Raw genomic sequence first — 15,810 nt, forward strand, 5'->3', positions numbered from 1 at the left:
ATGGATGGCAAAGCTTGCGTTTTTGGGCATGGGCGTCATGGGCGCCCCGATGGCGGGGCATTTGGTGAAGGCTGGCCATCAGGTGACGGTCTACAACCGCACAACCGTCAAAGCTGAGAATTGGGCTGCTCAACATGAGAGTGCCTTTGGCGCCACCCCACGCGAGACGGTGGATGGTGCAGAGATCGTGTTCGCTTGCGTTGGCAATGATGACGATCTGCGCGCGGTGGTGTTGGGTGACCACGGCGCGCTTGCGGGTATGACCGAGGGCACGCTGTTCGTCGACCACACCACGGTGTCGGCCATTGTCACACGCGAGCTTGCGCAAGCCGCGAGCAAGAAAGGCATCGGTTGGGTGGATGCACCGGTCTCCGGCGGCCAGATCGGCGCGGAGAACGGCCAGCTAGCAATCATGTGTGGTGGATCGCAAGCCAACTATGATAGAGGCGAACCAGTAATGGCAGCCTACGCCAAAGCGATGCGCCGGTTTGGTGATGTCGGCTCCGGGCAGCTCACCAAGATGGTCAATCAAATCTGTATCGTCGGCATCGTGCAGGGTATTGCCGAAGGGCTTTGGTTTGCCAAACAGGCCGGCCTCGATCCCAAAGCTGTCGCCGAACTGGTCAGCCAAGGCGCGGGCGGTTCTTGGCAGCTTGTCAATCGCTCCGGCACCATGATCGACAATGCGTTCGATCATGGTTTTGCCGTCGACTGGATGCGCAAGGACCTTGGTATCGCCCTGGAACAGGGCAAGCAGATGGGTGTGCCCTTGCCGATGACGGCACTGGTCGATCAGCTTTACGCCGAAGTGCAGGCACTGGGCGGTGGTCGCTGGGATACCTCGTCTCTCATCCAGCGCTACCGCGCCATGGCCGGCGAGCTTTAAGGTTTGTTGATCGACCTTACTCTGGTCAGTGCCGGTTTGGTGCTTCTGACCCTTGGCGCCGATGTGCTGGTGCGCGCGGTGGTGACGCTGGCCAAGCGGCTGGGCCTTTCTACCCTGCTAATCAGTTTAACGGTGGTGGCGCTTGGCACATCCCTGCCGGAGTTCTTTGTCGTGATCAAGGCGCAGATCGACGACGCGCCTGGCATCGGTATGGGCAACATTGTCGGCTCCAACATCGCCAATCTTCTCCTAATCCTTGGTGTGGGCGCCGCGCTAAAACCGCTGTCCACCGCACCGGCCACCCTCACGCGCGACGGCATGGCGATGTTGGCCGGTACGGCTGTCTTCGTAGCTGGAACAAGCACGGGCCTGATCACGCCATGGATCGGGGTTTTGTTTGTCGGTTTGTTGGCTGGCTATTTCCTGGTTTGTGTCCTTAAGGATGGCGGTGTCGAGGCTGATGATGATGCATTGAATGTCGGTCCGTGGCTTGCGCTTCTTGCCGCTTTTGGTGGTCTGCTCGCCTTGATAATCGGGTCGGACTGCCTGGTGCGCGGTGGCGTCTCCTTGGCACGAACCTGGGGCGTTGGCGAAACGGTGATCGGTCTGACATTGGTCGCGGTGGGCACCTCCCTGCCGGAGCTGGCCACCACGCTGGCCGCCGTGCGCCGGGGGCATCCGGAGGTGATTTTGGGCGGGGTGCTGGGGTCCAATCTTTTCAATCTCTTGGGCGTGATCGGTGTTGCTGCTTTGATCAAGCCGATCCCGGTGCCAGATGAGATTTTGCATCTCGATCTTTGGCTGATGGTGCTGGCAACCGTGGTGACGCTGCTCTTGCTGCGCACCGGTTGGCGGCTCGACAGGCGTGAGGGTGGTGCGATGCTCGCCGCCTATGGCGCCTACGTCGCCTTTCAGTTTGGTCTTTTTGGGAGCTAAGGCATGACCGGTTATTCCATTGCGACCATACCCGGCGACGGGATTGGCCAAGAGGTCATTCCCGTCGGTCAGCGTGCTGCCGAAGCGGCTGCCGCTAAGCATGGATTCACCCTGAGCTGGACCGAATTCGACTGGTCGTGCCAGCGTTATGCTGAAACGGGCCAGATGATGCCGGACGATGGCGTGGATCAGGTGCGTAACCACGATGCGATCTATCTCGGCGCGGTGGGTTGGCCAGGCGTGCCCGATCATGTGTCCCTGTGGGGTTTGCTTATTCCCTTGCGCCGGCAACTCAACCTCTGGGCGAATGTACGTCCGGTTCGTCTGCTCAAAGGCGTGCAGTCGCCGCTTGCCGGGCGCACCCCGGAGGAGATCGACTTCATCGTTGTTCGCGAGAATGTCGAGGGCGAGTATTCCGAGATCGGTGGGCGTCTCTACCATGGCACCGATCAGGAAATGGCCATTCAAGAAGCGGTTTTTACCCGACGCGGGACCGACCGCATCATGGAGTATGCCTTTCAGATCGCATCGGAGCGCAAGGCGTCCGGTTATCGCGGCCATGTGACATCGGCGACCAAGTCCAATGGCATCATGCACTCCATGCCATTTTGGGATGAGCGGTTTGAAGTCATGGCGACGCGCCACCCGGAGATTGCGACGTCCAAGTACCACATCGACATTCTGACGGCGCACTTTGTCCTGCATCCCGATTGGTTCGACGTGGTCGTGGGCTCCAATCTTTTCGGCGATATCTTAAGCGATCTCGGCCCAGCCGTGGCAGGCTCCATCGGCATCGCGCCAGCGGCCAACATCAACCCAGATCGCACCGCGCCTTCCATGTTCGAGCCGGTACATGGGTCGGCACCAGATATTGCCGGCAAGGGGATCGCCAACCCGGTCGCAGCGGTGTGGACAGCAGCTATGATGCTGGAGCATTTGGGAGAGGTCGAGGCAGCCAAGACGCTCGAACGGGCGATCGAGGTGTCGCTTGAAAGCCCAGTAACCCGGACGCGTGATTTGGGCGGGACCGCTGACACAGCCCCATGCGCGCAGTCTATCATTGCTGCCATTGGTCAATGATCAACTTAGCGAACTTCGCACCATGCTTTCAGTTCAAAGCGCGTCACGATTCAGCTAGCGGTTCATTATCAAGGTGCCTAGGCGAACGCCGATGACAAATGCTGCTGATATCGTTGGTTGCGAGCCCCCGCAACCATCTCATTCAAAATAACCTCTATAAATCAGTATTTTAACCGGGCGACTGATCCTGTTCAGAATCGCACCTCAGTTAAATCAATGACTTAATTTGGCAGGTTCAAATCACCCGCAACCAACCCACAATGACATCCTATCCAGACCACGATGTCGCGCCATCATCCCGCTGACATTGGATTTCCAAGGTCAGCAACGGCCGATGGTTTCCCAAACTGACGCTTTCCGTTGGGTGCAGCGGTGTCGGCAGCTGGCGGCAAACCGGAGATGACCAACGTCAGCTCTGCGGACAAATCGACCGTTCACCTAGCGGGGGCTAGACGACCGCTTTTTAGACATCATCGAACGGTAGCTCCAGTTGGTTAGAGAGGAGCGTTCAGCTAATGTCGTCCTATGCTTATCAGACGAGGCATATTGAACAGAATTGTAGCGGGTGACGTCGATCTTGCCTTTCGCTGGTGGAAACGCCCCACAGTGAAGACCGGCGGTCGATTGCGCACCGCTGTTGGCGAACTGTCGATTGTGGACATCAGCGTCGTCCGTTTCGAGAGCTTGACCGAAAATGATGCCAAACGTGCGGGCTACCAGTCTTTGGAAGGGCTAAAAAAAGACCTTGCTCGGCAATCGGACCGAACGTTTTACAGGATCACGTTGCAGTTCTCTGGTGCGGATAGCAGGATTGCCCTGCGTGACGATGTAGATTTGTCTGCTGAGCAGTGTTTGGCGTTGATTCACAGATTGGATCATATCGACAAAGGGATCGGCGTTAGCGGTTTGTCAATGAAGGCACTTGAACTCATTGAGCGGTATCCAGAAAGGCGCGCGCAGGAGCTTGCTGATGAACTCGGATTGGCCAAAGAGCCTTTCAAAACCCATGTCAGGAAGTTGAAAGAGAGAGGGCTGACGGAGAGCTTGTCGGTCGGATATCGGTTGTCGCCCAGGGGGCGGTACGTTCTTCAGCACGCACGCAAAACGGATGCGGGTTGAGCATTGGCGCAGACGAACAACGGTTGCCCACCAATGACATTTTTGGGCTCAAGAAGCGCTTCGAAAGGCCGCGAGAAATATCCTTACACTCTCCTGGGCATGGGCCTCAAGCGCGTTGTTTGACGGGATGCCTGCGTCCCCAAGGAACATCGCCGAATTCGTGGGCGCACCCATCAGAAGCCAATTGAAATGGTTGGCAGCAGCCGCATGATCATCGCAGCGCAGCTCTCCGATGCGGTCGAAGTGTTCCACCGCACGCGCATACCGTGCCACTGAGCGCTTCACTCCGTTTTCGTAAAGTGAGTGTCCTAATTCAGGAAAACGTTCAACTTCACCGATCACTAAACGCCGCAGTCGCATCAATCGGGGCGTCATCACAACAAGCAGCTGTTGGGTGCCCGCATCGAGAAAGAACTGTCCCGCCGTGACTCCGGCGAAGTCGTCCTCTTCGTCTTCGCCGATGTCTTCTGCCGCGTCGCCCGTCATGCTTTCAACCACTTGAATGAACAGGGCCTCTTTCGATTTGCCGTGTGCATAGACAGTCTGCTTCGACACACCCGCGACATCAGCCACGGCGTCCATGTTCGCCCCCAGAAACCCGTGGCGAAGAAATACATCTTCGGCAGCCGCGAGTATCTTTGCGCGACTTTGCCTGACCCTCGTTTCCGCCCCGTTCGTCACTACACCGGTTCCCCATACTCAATCACATCATACACGTTTCGCTTGACTGATCAAACTAGACGGTCCAGTCTAATCAATGAAAGTCAGGAGGCGAAACTTATGGCCGCTACCCCACTCGCTTGCCGTTGCTGCGAAGTCCAATTGACTGTCGACGGGCCGCCAATCGCGGCGGTCGAATGTCTGTGTGGAAGTTGTGAGGCGGCGGCACAAACCCTTGAAGCTTTGCCGGGTGCTGTGTCCATCCAGGATGAAAAAGGGGCGACGCCCTTTGTCATGCATCGCAAAGATCATGTGAGGATCTTGGCGGGTCAGGATAAGTTGAAATCGTATCGACTATCTGAGGAGGCTGGCACTCGGAGGATTATTGCCGCTTGCTGTAACACACCAATCTTCATGGAACTGAAGGGCGGACACTGGCTCAGTGTTTACGGCGCCCTGTGGCCTGCAAATGAGAGGCCTGCGTTGGAAATGCGCACAATGGTTGGAACGCGCGATGATCTGCCAAACGATGTGCCAAATTTGAAAACCCATTCTCTGGGATTCTACGGACGGCTGTTCGGAGCTTGGGCCAAGATGGGGTTCCGGAATCCCAAAGTCGAAGACAATGGAGAACTTCATGTCTAAAAGCACTGACAAGATTGAGGTGGAAAACCCGAACACGCCAGGCCGAACAGAACGCATCGACCGGGCGAAGTATGAAGCCATGCGCGACGCGCTCCTGCCAGTCTTGCCAGACGCGCCGCCGGGCCTGAAAGTTGCCGAGGCGAAGGAAGCCCTGCTGCCGCACCTGGACGAGAACCTCTTTCCTGGTGGTGCGAAGGCAGGTTGGTGGTTAAAAGCGGTCCAACTCGATCTGGAAGCCAAAGAGGTGATAGCCCGCGCCGATGGCAGCCCTGTGAGGCTCTATCGCCTGTAGCAAAACAATGGCCGTTCTCTGAACCGCGACGAATGCTCAAGCTTGCGCGTCCTATCCAGGAGGCCTTTTATGCCGAAGATCGATATCGCCACGGTGCCTGTGCAGAAGGGCACAGGGTACCCGCCCGAGTTTCAGGACGTATCGAAGGATCGCCTGCGCCAGAGATTGGGCGATGCGGGCGGCCTGACCGATTTCGGGGCCAACCTCACCAGGCTGCCACCGGGCAATTGGTCGAGCCAACGACACTGGCACTCCCACGAAGATGAATTTGTCTACATGATTGAGGGTGAGGTCATTTTGATCGAGGATGATGGCGAAACGGTTCTTCAGGCCGGTGATTGCGCTGCATTTCCGAAGGGCACTGGCATCGGACATCACCTCATCAACCGAAGCGATACGATTGCCACCTACCTCGAGTTCGGCTCGCGCCAGCCGGAAGACCTGACCACCTGTTCCGACGTGGACATGACGAGTTCGAACGCGGATGGGCGTTTCGTCCGCAAGGACGGAACAACGTATGGATCAGTGTAATCGCTGGTTGTCATTGGCTGGATTTTCGGAGATTTTTCAGGGGCTTGACGGGCGTCCCAACGCCTGCATGTATACATGGCCTTGGTCGTTCCACACCAGCAAGCGAAGCAGCCACCGAGGTAAACAGCAGCATCGTACACGATGGGCTCCAAACGGCTATTGGCGTCGACTGTTCGTGGCGGCTATGCAGCCGAGAGCATCCGTCATTTTTGGACGTTGATCAGTGGACTAGGTGGTTTCAACATTGCAGCCAATACGGTACCGCGGGCAATCTTGTGAGCCAATGCTTAGTTCAAGCCGCTGTCTGAAAAAGAAACTGCTGATATCGTTGGTTGCGTGCCGCCGCAACCATTTCAACCAAAATAACCTATATAAATCAGTGTATTAGCTAGGTCGCTGATCTTTCCCGAAATCATACTTCAATTAAATCAATAACTTGGCTTTGCAGGTTCAAATTACCCGCAACCAAGCCAAGTGACCTCATTTTGAAGTGTCGCCCGTGTGCCGTCGTGTTTCAATCGATGGATTGCAACGGACCACATTTGCGTTTTTTTGTAGCAACGTCTTTTTTCAGGTTGAGCGACTTCTTCCCGTACATGGATGTCTGCTTCTAACGCCGAAGCGGACTTAATAGAAGTATCTCACGATAGCTATAGCTCGTAGTCCAAACAGCCCAAATATCGTTCGGCTCTGTGAAGCGTGTCCGCTTCGAGCCCAAGATGACCATGTTGACCTGAGAGCCAATTCTCCTCCAGCCGATTGGTTCTATCCTCTAGCTCACCCATTCGCGTGGAGTTTCGCCTGCCAACAGGGAAGTGGCCGGCGTTTGGGCCTAGAACTATCTACTCCACCGCCCGTTCCGCGATTGAAACACCATCTGCAATAGCGGCCGATGGATAGAGAACCACCTGATCCTCTGGTGCCAGGCCATCGAGCACCTCCGCGATGATCCCGTTGTTGCGATCTATTTGGATCGTGCGCAGTTCAGCCCTGCCATTTTCTGCCACGAAAACTGACCAATCATCCCCAGTGCGAAACAAGGCGCTGGAAGGAACGCGTAACGCTTCATCGTCCTGCCAAACCACAATGCGTGCTTCCACACGGTAGCCATGACCAAGGGCGCGCCGGTCCTCTGGCGGACCTGTAAGTGCCACGGTGACGGGAACGCGCTGTTCTTCCACACCGAGGGCTGAAAACTGCGTGATGCCAAAGGGGTCGATGCGGCGCACTTCACCGGCCAGCACTGACGGCCCACCCCAATCATCAATGATCACCTGGTTGCCAGTCTCGACCTGCACCGCATCTGATGAGATCAGGTCAACAACCACCTCAAGCTCGCCTTCAACATCGCCGATCTCCATGATCGGTGCACCTGCCGGTAGGGTCGTTTCGCTTTGTTGCATAATCCGAAGAATGCGCCCGTCAGCTGGGGCATAGAGCGGGATATCATCGCTGCGCGGGTTTCCGATCGCCGTAGCAAGGCCCTGGTCTTCAAACCCGATCAATTGCGCACGCGCATTGGCAAGGTCGGCTTCGCGGACCGCGATGGCGGCCACTGCTGTTTCCACAGACGCTTCGGACACGCGCAGGTTTTGCCGGGCACGGTCCAGAGCAGCCTGGCTGACGATCTGCTGAACCGCCAGCTGCTCCCCGCGAGACAATTCGGCCTGGGCAAGGTCGCGGTTGGCAATCGCTGCGTTACGGTCGGCCCTTGCCACGCGAAGTGCAGCCTCCGCCGCTTGCACGGCCGCCTGCGCTTGTTCGCGCGTGCGCACGTCGAGCGCGGCTGGGTTGGTCGGTAGCATCAGCGCAACGACAGTTTCGCCCCGCACAACCGGGTCACCAGGGTCGACCTGTACGCGCTGCAAACGTCCAGCGACAGGCGTCGAGACAATGTAGGCCTCAGCAACGCGGGTACGGCCTTCTTCGTCAATAGTGACCATCATCGGCCCACGGGTTACCTCGCCCAAATCAACCATCGTTGGGCGGGGCCAAAAGGCTGCGGTCAAGGCGCCCGCAATCAGCAGCGCAACGATGGTTGTTAGGATCCGGCGGGATCGTTTTTTTGCTTTCGCCATGAATTTAGTCTCGTGTCTTCAACGCTTCGATAAGATCGGAACGATCGAGGTCGCGTTTGACCAGCCAACCAGATACTAGAGCAGCGCCAAGAACGACGAGCATGGCCTGGCCGTAGGTGGTTGGGTCAAAAACAGCTGGAATTTGATAAAGTTCAGTCGAAAAGCCCGCGGCAATGACGAACGACAGGTAATACCCCAGTCCGGCACCTACAGGCAGTGCGACCAACGTGACGACCGCCAATTCGCCCAAAAGCACGAACGCCGCCTCGCCTTTGGTGAAACCAATCACACGCAAGCTGGCCAGATCACGGGCTCGCTCGGCCAATGCAATACGCGCGGCGTTGTAGACGATGCCAAAGGTAATGACGAAAGCGATGACGCCCATCGCGTAGCGGATCGCGCCAGCACCTTCGTTTAGCATCCGCAAGAACGCGTCACGCGCCTGAGACTTAACGCTCAGTCCTGCGACCGTCGGCATATCCTGAAGTGCGGCATAGATTGCCTCGGCTTCAGCTTCGTCAATCGTTAGATACGCGCCCGATATGCGGCCTGGCTCTCTCATAGCACGATTGAGCGCGTCCAGACTCATGTAAGCGGGGGAACCAAGAAGAGTCTGCGCTGTCGCAGCGACTGGGATTTCCAAACGCGGTTGTCGCCCCTCGCGAACCTCCGCGATCAGCGTATCGCCCGGACTGATGTCCAAAATTTCCGCCAGAACGTCGGACAGAACCACGCCCCGATCGGGCAGCTCGATGGGGGCCAATGTGTCGTCGAGCGCACGGTTGAGCTCAGGCGCTGGCGGCAAGCCGATCAGCCCACCTCTATGGCTTTCAAGGCCATTGCGTAGAACAACACTAACGTTGCGCACCGGCTCCGCGCGCTCAACACCTGGCAATCTAACCAGCTCAAACAGAGTCTTATCGCTGACCGCATGAGTGAAACTGACCATCACATCGCTACGATCCACGATTGAAAAGGTTTGGTCGATCGACCGGTCAAAGCCTGCGTAGATGGTGAGCATAGCAGCAGAGAGCGCCATCCCCGAGGCAATTCCAATGATGGAGCCTGCCATTCTCCCCGGCTGGCGCGTCAGGCGGCGCAGCACCATTCGGCTGGGCTGGTCGAGAAGCTGGCTGAAACTCTGCCCGATGCGCCCTGTTCGGCTGAAGTTGGGCGGTGCTGGTGCACGCATCGCCACCGCAGGTGTTAGCGCGAAAACACGGCGCAGCACAAAAATACCGCCCGCTGAGGCAGACAGAATGCTGACCGTAATCCCAATCGCAAAAGAGGCTGGGTCAAGCTGAAAAACGAGAAAAGGAAACTTGAAGTACTCGGTGTAAAGCCCGATCAATCCTCGTCCAGCAGCAATTCCACCTAAGCATCCCGCCAAGGCGCCCCCTGCGGCAATCGCAAGGATCAGCTTGAAATAGTGTGTGCCCACCTCGATGTCGGTGTAGCCGAACGCTTTCATAAGACCAATTTCTTCGCGTTCAGCCTGCACCACGCGGCTGATCACGATGTAGAGCAGGAAAGCAGCTACAGCGAGAAAAATGGGGGGCACGCCTACCGTGGAAGCTTCGAGGCCTTCGATCTCTTGGGTAACGAACGCGTTGGAAAGCTGGTCCGCTAAACCATAGGCACCCGTGCCGCCATAGCTTTCAAGGGCGCGATCGACAGCGTCAAGCAAAGCCTCTTCCGAGGAACCACGCGCCAGGCCCAGGAGCACCTCATTGAAGGCGCCTTCCATGTCATAGGCTGCCGCAAGTCCGGACCGCACCATCCAAATCACACCGAAACGGGCATCGTCTGGCACAAGTTCACCCGGTGCGGTGGTGTACAGAAATTCAGGACTCTGCGCCAGACCGACAATGTCAAAGCTACGGCGCGACCCGTTCATCGTCGCACGGAGCGTATCGCCAGGACGAAGCTCATGCTCGGCGGCGAAGCTGTTCAGCAGGAGCACTTCATCGGCGCGCCCTGATGCTGGCATCCGACCGTCCGTCAAAAAGACATCGTTTAAGGCAGGCGGACCGCGGTCGGGCAATGAAACCGCTTGTGCCTGCACGGGCAGCACTTGGGTTGGCAAATCGATAAGTGCGCGTCCGACAACACGAGTTTGGACCGAAGAAACGCTTGGTATCTCAGCCAATTGCGCCGCAAGCCGTTCAGGCGCCCGCGCAACAGGCGCAAACACATCGGCTAGCCGATAACGGTCGTAATAGGCATCCCGTGTTTCGGTGAGAGAGGCGACAAGTCCAGTCATCATCACCAACATGAGGACACCCATTGCAATCACCGCGCCAATGGCGATGGCCTGCCCCTTCATGCGCCAAAGATCTCGAAGCAGCTTGTGATCGAGCGGGCTCACCAGGCGATTTCCTCCGGCGAGAGTTTCTTTGTGTTTTCAACGATCTCGCGGATGGCCCCATCGGCGAAATGGATAACTCGGTCTGCCATCTGTGCCTGGCTGGCCGCATGCGTGACCATGAGGACCGTCGAGCCAAGTCGCTCGTTCACATCCGACAAAACCCTGAGCACTGAGCGTCCCGTTTCGCTGTCGAGCGCGCCTGTCGGCTCGTCACAGAAAAGAACGTCAGGCTGCTTGGCTATGGCACGTGCAATGGCAACGCGCTGCTGTTCACCACCTGATAGTTGAGCTGGGAAATGATCGGTGCGCTCTTTCAGGCCGACCAGCGCCAGCGCTTCATCTGCATCCATCGGGTCAGCAGCGATCTCCGTCACCAACTCAACGTTCTCGCGCGCCGTGAGGCTGGGCATCAGATTGTAGAACTGGAAAACAAATCCAACGTGATTGCGCCGGTAGCGGGTAAGCTCAGCTTCGCTCATGTCGCTTAGCGTTTGGTCGCGAAACGTCACAACTCCATCTGTGCCGCGATCCAGCCCACCAACAATGTTGAGGAGCGTGGACTTGCCCGAACCTGAAGGTCCCAACAAGACCACGATATCGCCGGATGGAATCTCCAGATCGACACCCCTAAGGGCATGCACCGCAGAGTGGCCTTCTCCGTAAACCTTGGTCAGACCGCTCGTCGCGTAGGTCGGTTGGTTCAAATGAGGTCTCCCGATATCGAGACCCGGTTTTGCGCCTTATCCTTTTCCATCAGGCGCTTACCTGGTTTGCGCGCATGCTTTAGAGAACTCGCTTGTTTCCGCGTGAAAGGGTCTGTGAATAATTGGATATTGCGTTAGGCAATATAAGTCCGCCCTTATCCTTATCTAAGAAACCTGACGAATTGCGCGTTTGAACACAATCGGGCTGAACATAGCCAATTGGCGATCTCGGGGGCCTAGTTGAGCTTGTTCCAAATTGGAAATCAGCATTCCCATCGCTGGTAGCTGCGTATACTCAGGACGCTGCAAAGGATTGCTATCCCAAAAAAACAGCTGGTATCAGACATCCAAGATGACTCAGACGGACTTGCGACCGCAAAGGCGGATGCCCATACAATTGCAGCGCCGCATCGAAAAACCGAACTACTGCTTTCTACAGTCGGTAGCGGGTTCTCGAAAGCCACGGGTCTGCTGCCATTCTACATGAACCCCTTTTATCCAATCAACCATCTGAACTTCGGGGCTCACTAGTTCCAAAGCCAGTTTCGCGCTTTGTACTGCTGGGATTCAAAAGCTTTGATCTCACCGGCCCATCCAAGCGTTTGGCCCACATGATCAACACCAGCAATCAGGTTGCGTTTCCGCGCCTCGCCGACGTCGAAGGTGATTGGATCAAGGCTTGGGGCATCAATGGTCTGGTTTGGTAGATCGATAGTGAGCGTCGCTCTGTCTGGGTTGGTGACACGCCCCATCAAAACTGAAACGTGATCCTCAGGAAGCGTGATCGCCAAAAGGCCATTCATCTCGCAATTACCGAAGAAGATGCCAGCAATCGAGGGGGCTATGATGGCGCGGATGCCAAGCTGCATCAGGCCCCAAACGGCGTATTCACGGCTTGAGCCGCAGCCAAAATTATCACCACAAACGAGAATTTCTGCGCGGTCATAAGGCGGCTGGTTGAGAACAAACTCGGGGTTTGGCTTCCCATCGGCGAAGCGCAGATCGTGAAAAGCCCCCTCGGCGAGCCCCTCGCGGTCGATCCTTTTCAGGAACTGCTTGGGCATGATCACATCGGTGTCGATGTTGGGCTGTGGCAGAGGTGCAGCAATGGCGGTGAGTTTGGTGAACGGGGTCATGGCGCGCTCCGATCAAACTTTCGAGCGTCCGTCAGATGGCCGGTAACAGCGGCGGCGGCGACCATCTCCGGGCTCATCAGGTGTGTACGAGCGCCCTTGCCTTGCCGGCCTTCGAAGTTGCGGTTGGTCGAGCTGGCACAGCGTTCGCCATTCGCGGCAACGTCATCGTTCATGGCAAGGCACATGGAACAGCCCGATCCGCGCCATTCAAATCCCGCTTCAAGGAACAGGCTGTCGAGACCCTCCGCCTCGGCGGCGGCACGCACCTGTTTGGATCCAGGCACAACGATGGCAGTGACATGCGGAGCCACCGTTCGGCCTTTGACGATGATTGCGGCGCGGCGGAGATCTTCAATGCGTGCATTGGTGCACGAGCCAATGAACGCCCGGTCAATGGCAATGTCCGTCAGCGGCGTGCCCGGGTTAAGGCCCATATAGGCCAAGGCGCGCTCGTCGACCGGTGACTGTGGTGTGGGGACGCTACCGGATATGGGCAGAGCCTGATCGGGTGACGTTCCCCAGGTGACTAGCGGCGCAATGGTGGTGGCGTCTAGCGTAACCTCGCGCGCAAAAGCTGCATCATCATCGCTCCTCAATGTGCGCCAATAGCCCAGAGCATTGTTCCAAGCATCATCAGTTGGCGCTCGATCACGGCCTTGAAGATAGGCGAACACACGCTCGTCAGGCGCGATCAATGCCGCCCGCGCTCCGGCCTCGACTGCCATGTTGCAAATCGTCATCCGCCCGGCCATGTCGAGCGCGGTGATCGCCTCACCAGCAAACTCCACGGCGTAGCCCGACGCGCCTGCAGCACCGACTTCAGCGATAAAGGCCATGACGATGTCTTTGGCCGTACAGCCTGGGCCAAGCGCGCCGGGGACGGTGACGCGCATTGTTTTCAGCACTGCATAGGCAAGCGTTTGGGTGGCCAGCACATGCTCTATCTCTGACGTTCCGATACCGAAGCCAAGCGCGCCAAACGCACCGTAGGTCGTTGTGTGGCTGTCGCCGCAGGCAATCACCATGCCTGGCCAGGCCATGCCGTTTTCCGGCACGACGATGTGCTCAATGCCTTGGCGCGGATCGAACAAGTCAAACAGTTCGATACCGTGTCGTTCGCAGTTCGCGCTGAGCGTTTGGATCTGTAAACGTCCGCCATCATCTTCAATGTCTTCCACGCGTGCGACCGGGCGCGTTGGATTGACATGATCAACGACGGCGAGATGGGCTTCTGGGCGCCAGACCTCGCGGCCTACCGCCTGCAATCCAGCAAAGGCCTGCGGCGACGTATACTCATTCATGATGTGAAAATCGACGTAGAGCAGCATCGTCTCATCGTCGATCCGTCGCACCGTGTTTTGAGCCACCAGCTTTTCGTAAAGCGTGAGAGGCCGCGTTTGGGGAGCAGAATTCATGGCAGGTTGACCTTCAGGACCTGGCCGAAGACCAGGGCAATGAACACAACAAGGGCGATGAGAGCGGCAGCTTGGGTCAGCAGGCTTCGGCGTGTGCGCCGCTCTTGCTCGGCAACAAGACTTATGAGCAACGCTCCGGCAATCGAAACTGGGACAAAGCCGACCACCGGGAGAAACAGCGCCCAGCCAAGAAGGACCGCAAGAAGCAAGAGGGGACGAGCGACAGTCCCCACTGCGAAGACTGGTGCGGGTTGCCAGAGGAACGCGCGGACGGCCAGCGCGAGGGAGCCGAGCAGCAACCCCACACTCGCCAGCGTCGGGAACACACGACCCATAACCGACATGGAAGTTGCCTCCCACATCGCATAGGCCCCAAACGCGAACAGAACGAGCGCCGGCAGCATGTCGCGATGAAGCCATCGTCGCGCCGCACCACCGGACACAGTACTAAACATGGCGCGCCTCCTTGCGGGCAGCGCGGCGGTCGGACCAGATTGGCCACAGCAGCGTCAGAAGCGTGAAAAAGATGATCGCCAGCGAGATCGGGCGGCCGAAATACTGGCCCCACAGATCACCAGATGCTGAGCCGATAAGCCAGGCCTGAACAAACCCCTGTTCCGCGATGGGGCCTAGAATGAGGCCAAGCACGATGGGCGACGGCTCGAAGCCATAGCGCAGCGCCACCCAGGCGAAACCACCCAAAATGACCATCATCAGCACATGCATTACGTTTTGCTCAACGGCGAACGATCCGATGACAATGAGAACGCCAATGGCTGGCGCCAGCGCTGATTTCGGAATGGATGAGATCGCGTGATAGGCGGAACGGCCGATAATTAAGCCGGTCGGGATCATCAGCACCGTGGCGATCAACAATCCGAAGACAAAGGTGAAGACCAAGTCAGCTTGATCGGTGAAGAGCTGAGGTCCAACGCGAATGCCCTGAACGAGCAGCGCACCCAAGATCACCGCATCTGGCGGTGTGCCCGGAATGCCGAGCACAAGCGTCGGCACGAACCCACCGCCGACGGTCGCTGAATTGGCGGATTCCGAAGCGATAACCCCGTCAGGTGCCCCCTTGCCAAAGTCTTTTCGGTGTTTGGATGTGCGCCGCGCTTCTGAGTAAGCGACAAGTCCTGCCACCGCACCACCGGCTGCTGGAAGAATACCGACCACGGTGCCGACAACAGACGAGCGTATCAAGTTGATTTTGCTGCGCCACAAATGCCCCAGAGCTTCGGGGATGCGTGTACCGCGTCCACGTTCGGCGCGCTCAATATGCGGATCGTTGTTGCCCACCATGTTGAGAAGCACCGGCACGCAATAGATGCCAATGAGCGCCGGAATGATGTGGATGCCGCCAAGCAAGGCTGGTTCGCCAAACGTGTAGCGCACATCGCCTCCGATGACGGCCGACCCCACCGTGGACAGGCCAAGGCCAATGAACCCACCTATGATGCCTTTCAGTGTCGCGCCGCGTGACAGGACCGCGATCAGCGACAGGCCGAAGATCGCAAGCCAGAAATATTCCACCGGTCCAAAGCTCAGCGCGATTGTGGCCAAGGGTGGGGCGACAATCAGCAGCGCAAGCGCACCGACAATGCCGCCAAAGGCTGACGCAAAACAGGAGATGGTGACGGCCAGATCACCATCACCGCGTTTGGCCATGGGGAAGCCATCGAGCGACGTGGCGATGGCGGCTGGTGTGCCGGGCGTGTTGACCAGAATGGCGGCATAGGCGCCGCCGTAAATGGCCCCCGTGTAAACTGCACCCAACGCAATAAGCCCAGAGGCCGGGTCCATAGTGAAGGTGAACGGCACAAGCACCGCCACGGCCATTGTGGCGGAGAGGCCGGGCAGCGCACCGATCAAAGTGCCAAGCACGACGCCAACGAACGCCAGCACAAGATTGAACGGCGTCAGCGCCGACAGGACAGCTTCGAGCATGAAAACCCCGGAA

General features: G+C 57.7%; 15 protein-coding genes. 7 read left to right on the top strand and 8 right to left on the bottom strand.

The window, feature by feature from the left end:
* The first annotated feature begins 4 nt into the window (after nt 1–4).
* The 4 genes from ABWH92_RS06580 (at nt 5) to ABWH92_RS06595 (ending at nt 4,021) form a co-directional block, all read left to right on the top strand.
* Nucleotides 5–886, top strand: a complete 882-nt coding sequence (locus ABWH92_RS06580) for an NAD(P)-dependent oxidoreductase (RefSeq protein ID WP_375573240.1) — start codon at nt 5–7, stop codon at nt 884–886.
* A 6-nt stretch (nt 887–892) separates the two neighbouring features.
* A complete protein-coding gene (locus ABWH92_RS06585) occupies nt 893–1,822 on the top strand; it encodes a calcium/sodium antiporter (protein ID WP_375573242.1) in 930 nt (309 codons plus the stop codon).
* A 3-nt stretch (nt 1,823–1,825) separates the two neighbouring features.
* Nucleotides 1,826–2,902, top strand: a complete 1,077-nt coding sequence (locus ABWH92_RS06590) for a tartrate dehydrogenase (RefSeq protein ID WP_375573244.1) — start codon at nt 1,826–1,828, stop codon at nt 2,900–2,902.
* A 546-nt stretch (nt 2,903–3,448) separates the two neighbouring features.
* Nucleotides 3,449–4,021, top strand: a complete 573-nt coding sequence (locus tag ABWH92_RS06595; protein WP_375573246.1) for a winged helix-turn-helix transcriptional regulator — start codon at nt 3,449–3,451, stop codon at nt 4,019–4,021.
* Nucleotides 4,022–4,069: 48 nt separating this feature from the next.
* Here ABWH92_RS06595 and ABWH92_RS06600 read toward each other — a convergent pair whose 3' ends face one another.
* On the bottom strand, nt 4,070–4,702 hold the full coding sequence (locus tag ABWH92_RS06600) for a TetR/AcrR family transcriptional regulator (protein WP_375573248.1): 633 nt from the start codon (nt 4,700–4,702) through the stop codon (nt 4,070–4,072).
* 99 nt (nt 4,703–4,801) lie between these two features.
* Here ABWH92_RS06600 and ABWH92_RS06605 point away from each other — a divergent pair, with 99 nt between their 5' ends.
* The 3 genes from ABWH92_RS06605 (at nt 4,802) to ABWH92_RS06615 (ending at nt 6,149) form a co-directional block, all read left to right on the top strand.
* Nucleotides 4,802–5,326 (top strand): DUF6151 family protein, encoded by a 525-nt coding sequence (locus tag ABWH92_RS06605; RefSeq protein ID WP_375573250.1) that lies wholly within the window; start codon nt 4,802–4,804, stop codon nt 5,324–5,326.
* Entirely contained in the window at nt 5,319–5,618 is a 300-nt protein-coding gene (locus tag ABWH92_RS06610; protein ID WP_375573252.1) for a DUF6958 family protein, read from the top strand. Before ABWH92_RS06605 ends, ABWH92_RS06610 begins: the two co-directional genes overlap by 8 nt.
* Before the next feature lie 69 nt (nt 5,619–5,687).
* Entirely contained in the window at nt 5,688–6,149 is a 462-nt protein-coding gene (locus ABWH92_RS06615; RefSeq protein ID WP_375573253.1) for a cupin domain-containing protein, read from the top strand.
* Nucleotides 6,150–6,991: 842 nt separating this feature from the next.
* Here the strand turns inward: ABWH92_RS06615 and ABWH92_RS06620 are convergent.
* The 7 genes from ABWH92_RS06620 to ABWH92_RS06650 all read right to left on the bottom strand — a co-directional run bounded on the left by ABWH92_RS06620 (nt 6,992) and on the right by ABWH92_RS06650 (nt 15,797).
* Nucleotides 6,992–8,227, bottom strand: coding sequence for an efflux RND transporter periplasmic adaptor subunit (locus ABWH92_RS06620; RefSeq protein ID WP_375573255.1), 1,236 nt, complete (start codon nt 8,225–8,227; stop codon nt 6,992–6,994).
* Between the two features lie 4 nt (nt 8,228–8,231).
* Complete coding sequence (locus ABWH92_RS06625) at nt 8,232–10,595, bottom strand: ABC transporter permease (protein WP_375573257.1); 2,364 nt, start codon at nt 10,593–10,595, stop codon at nt 8,232–8,234.
* A complete protein-coding gene (locus tag ABWH92_RS06630) occupies nt 10,592–11,299 on the bottom strand; it encodes an ABC transporter ATP-binding protein (RefSeq protein WP_375573259.1) in 708 nt (235 codons plus the stop codon). The genes ABWH92_RS06625 and ABWH92_RS06630 overlap by 4 nt, the downstream gene beginning before the upstream one ends.
* A gap of 527 nt (nt 11,300–11,826) precedes the next feature.
* Complete coding sequence (gene leuD, locus ABWH92_RS06635; RefSeq protein ID WP_375573261.1) at nt 11,827–12,435, bottom strand: 3-isopropylmalate dehydratase small subunit; 609 nt, start codon at nt 12,433–12,435, stop codon at nt 11,827–11,829.
* On the bottom strand, nt 12,432–13,850 hold the full coding sequence (leuC, locus tag ABWH92_RS06640) for a 3-isopropylmalate dehydratase large subunit (RefSeq protein WP_375573262.1): 1,419 nt from the start codon (nt 13,848–13,850) through the stop codon (nt 12,432–12,434). The genes leuD and leuC overlap by 4 nt, the downstream gene beginning before the upstream one ends.
* On the bottom strand, nt 13,847–14,305 hold the full coding sequence (locus ABWH92_RS06645) for a tripartite tricarboxylate transporter TctB family protein (RefSeq protein ID WP_375573264.1): 459 nt from the start codon (nt 14,303–14,305) through the stop codon (nt 13,847–13,849). The genes leuC and ABWH92_RS06645 overlap by 4 nt, the downstream gene beginning before the upstream one ends.
* Nucleotides 14,298–15,797: a tripartite tricarboxylate transporter permease gene (locus ABWH92_RS06650; protein ID WP_375573266.1), complete on the bottom strand. Its 1,500-nt coding sequence runs from the start codon at nt 15,795–15,797 to the stop codon at nt 14,298–14,300. Before ABWH92_RS06650 ends, ABWH92_RS06645 begins: the two co-directional genes overlap by 8 nt.
* Nucleotides 15,798–15,810 lie beyond the last annotated feature (13 nt).

This window comes from Ahrensia marina (genome assembly GCF_042140245.1).
In the GTDB taxonomy this organism is placed as follows: domain Bacteria; phylum Pseudomonadota; class Alphaproteobacteria; order Rhizobiales; family MH13; genus MH13.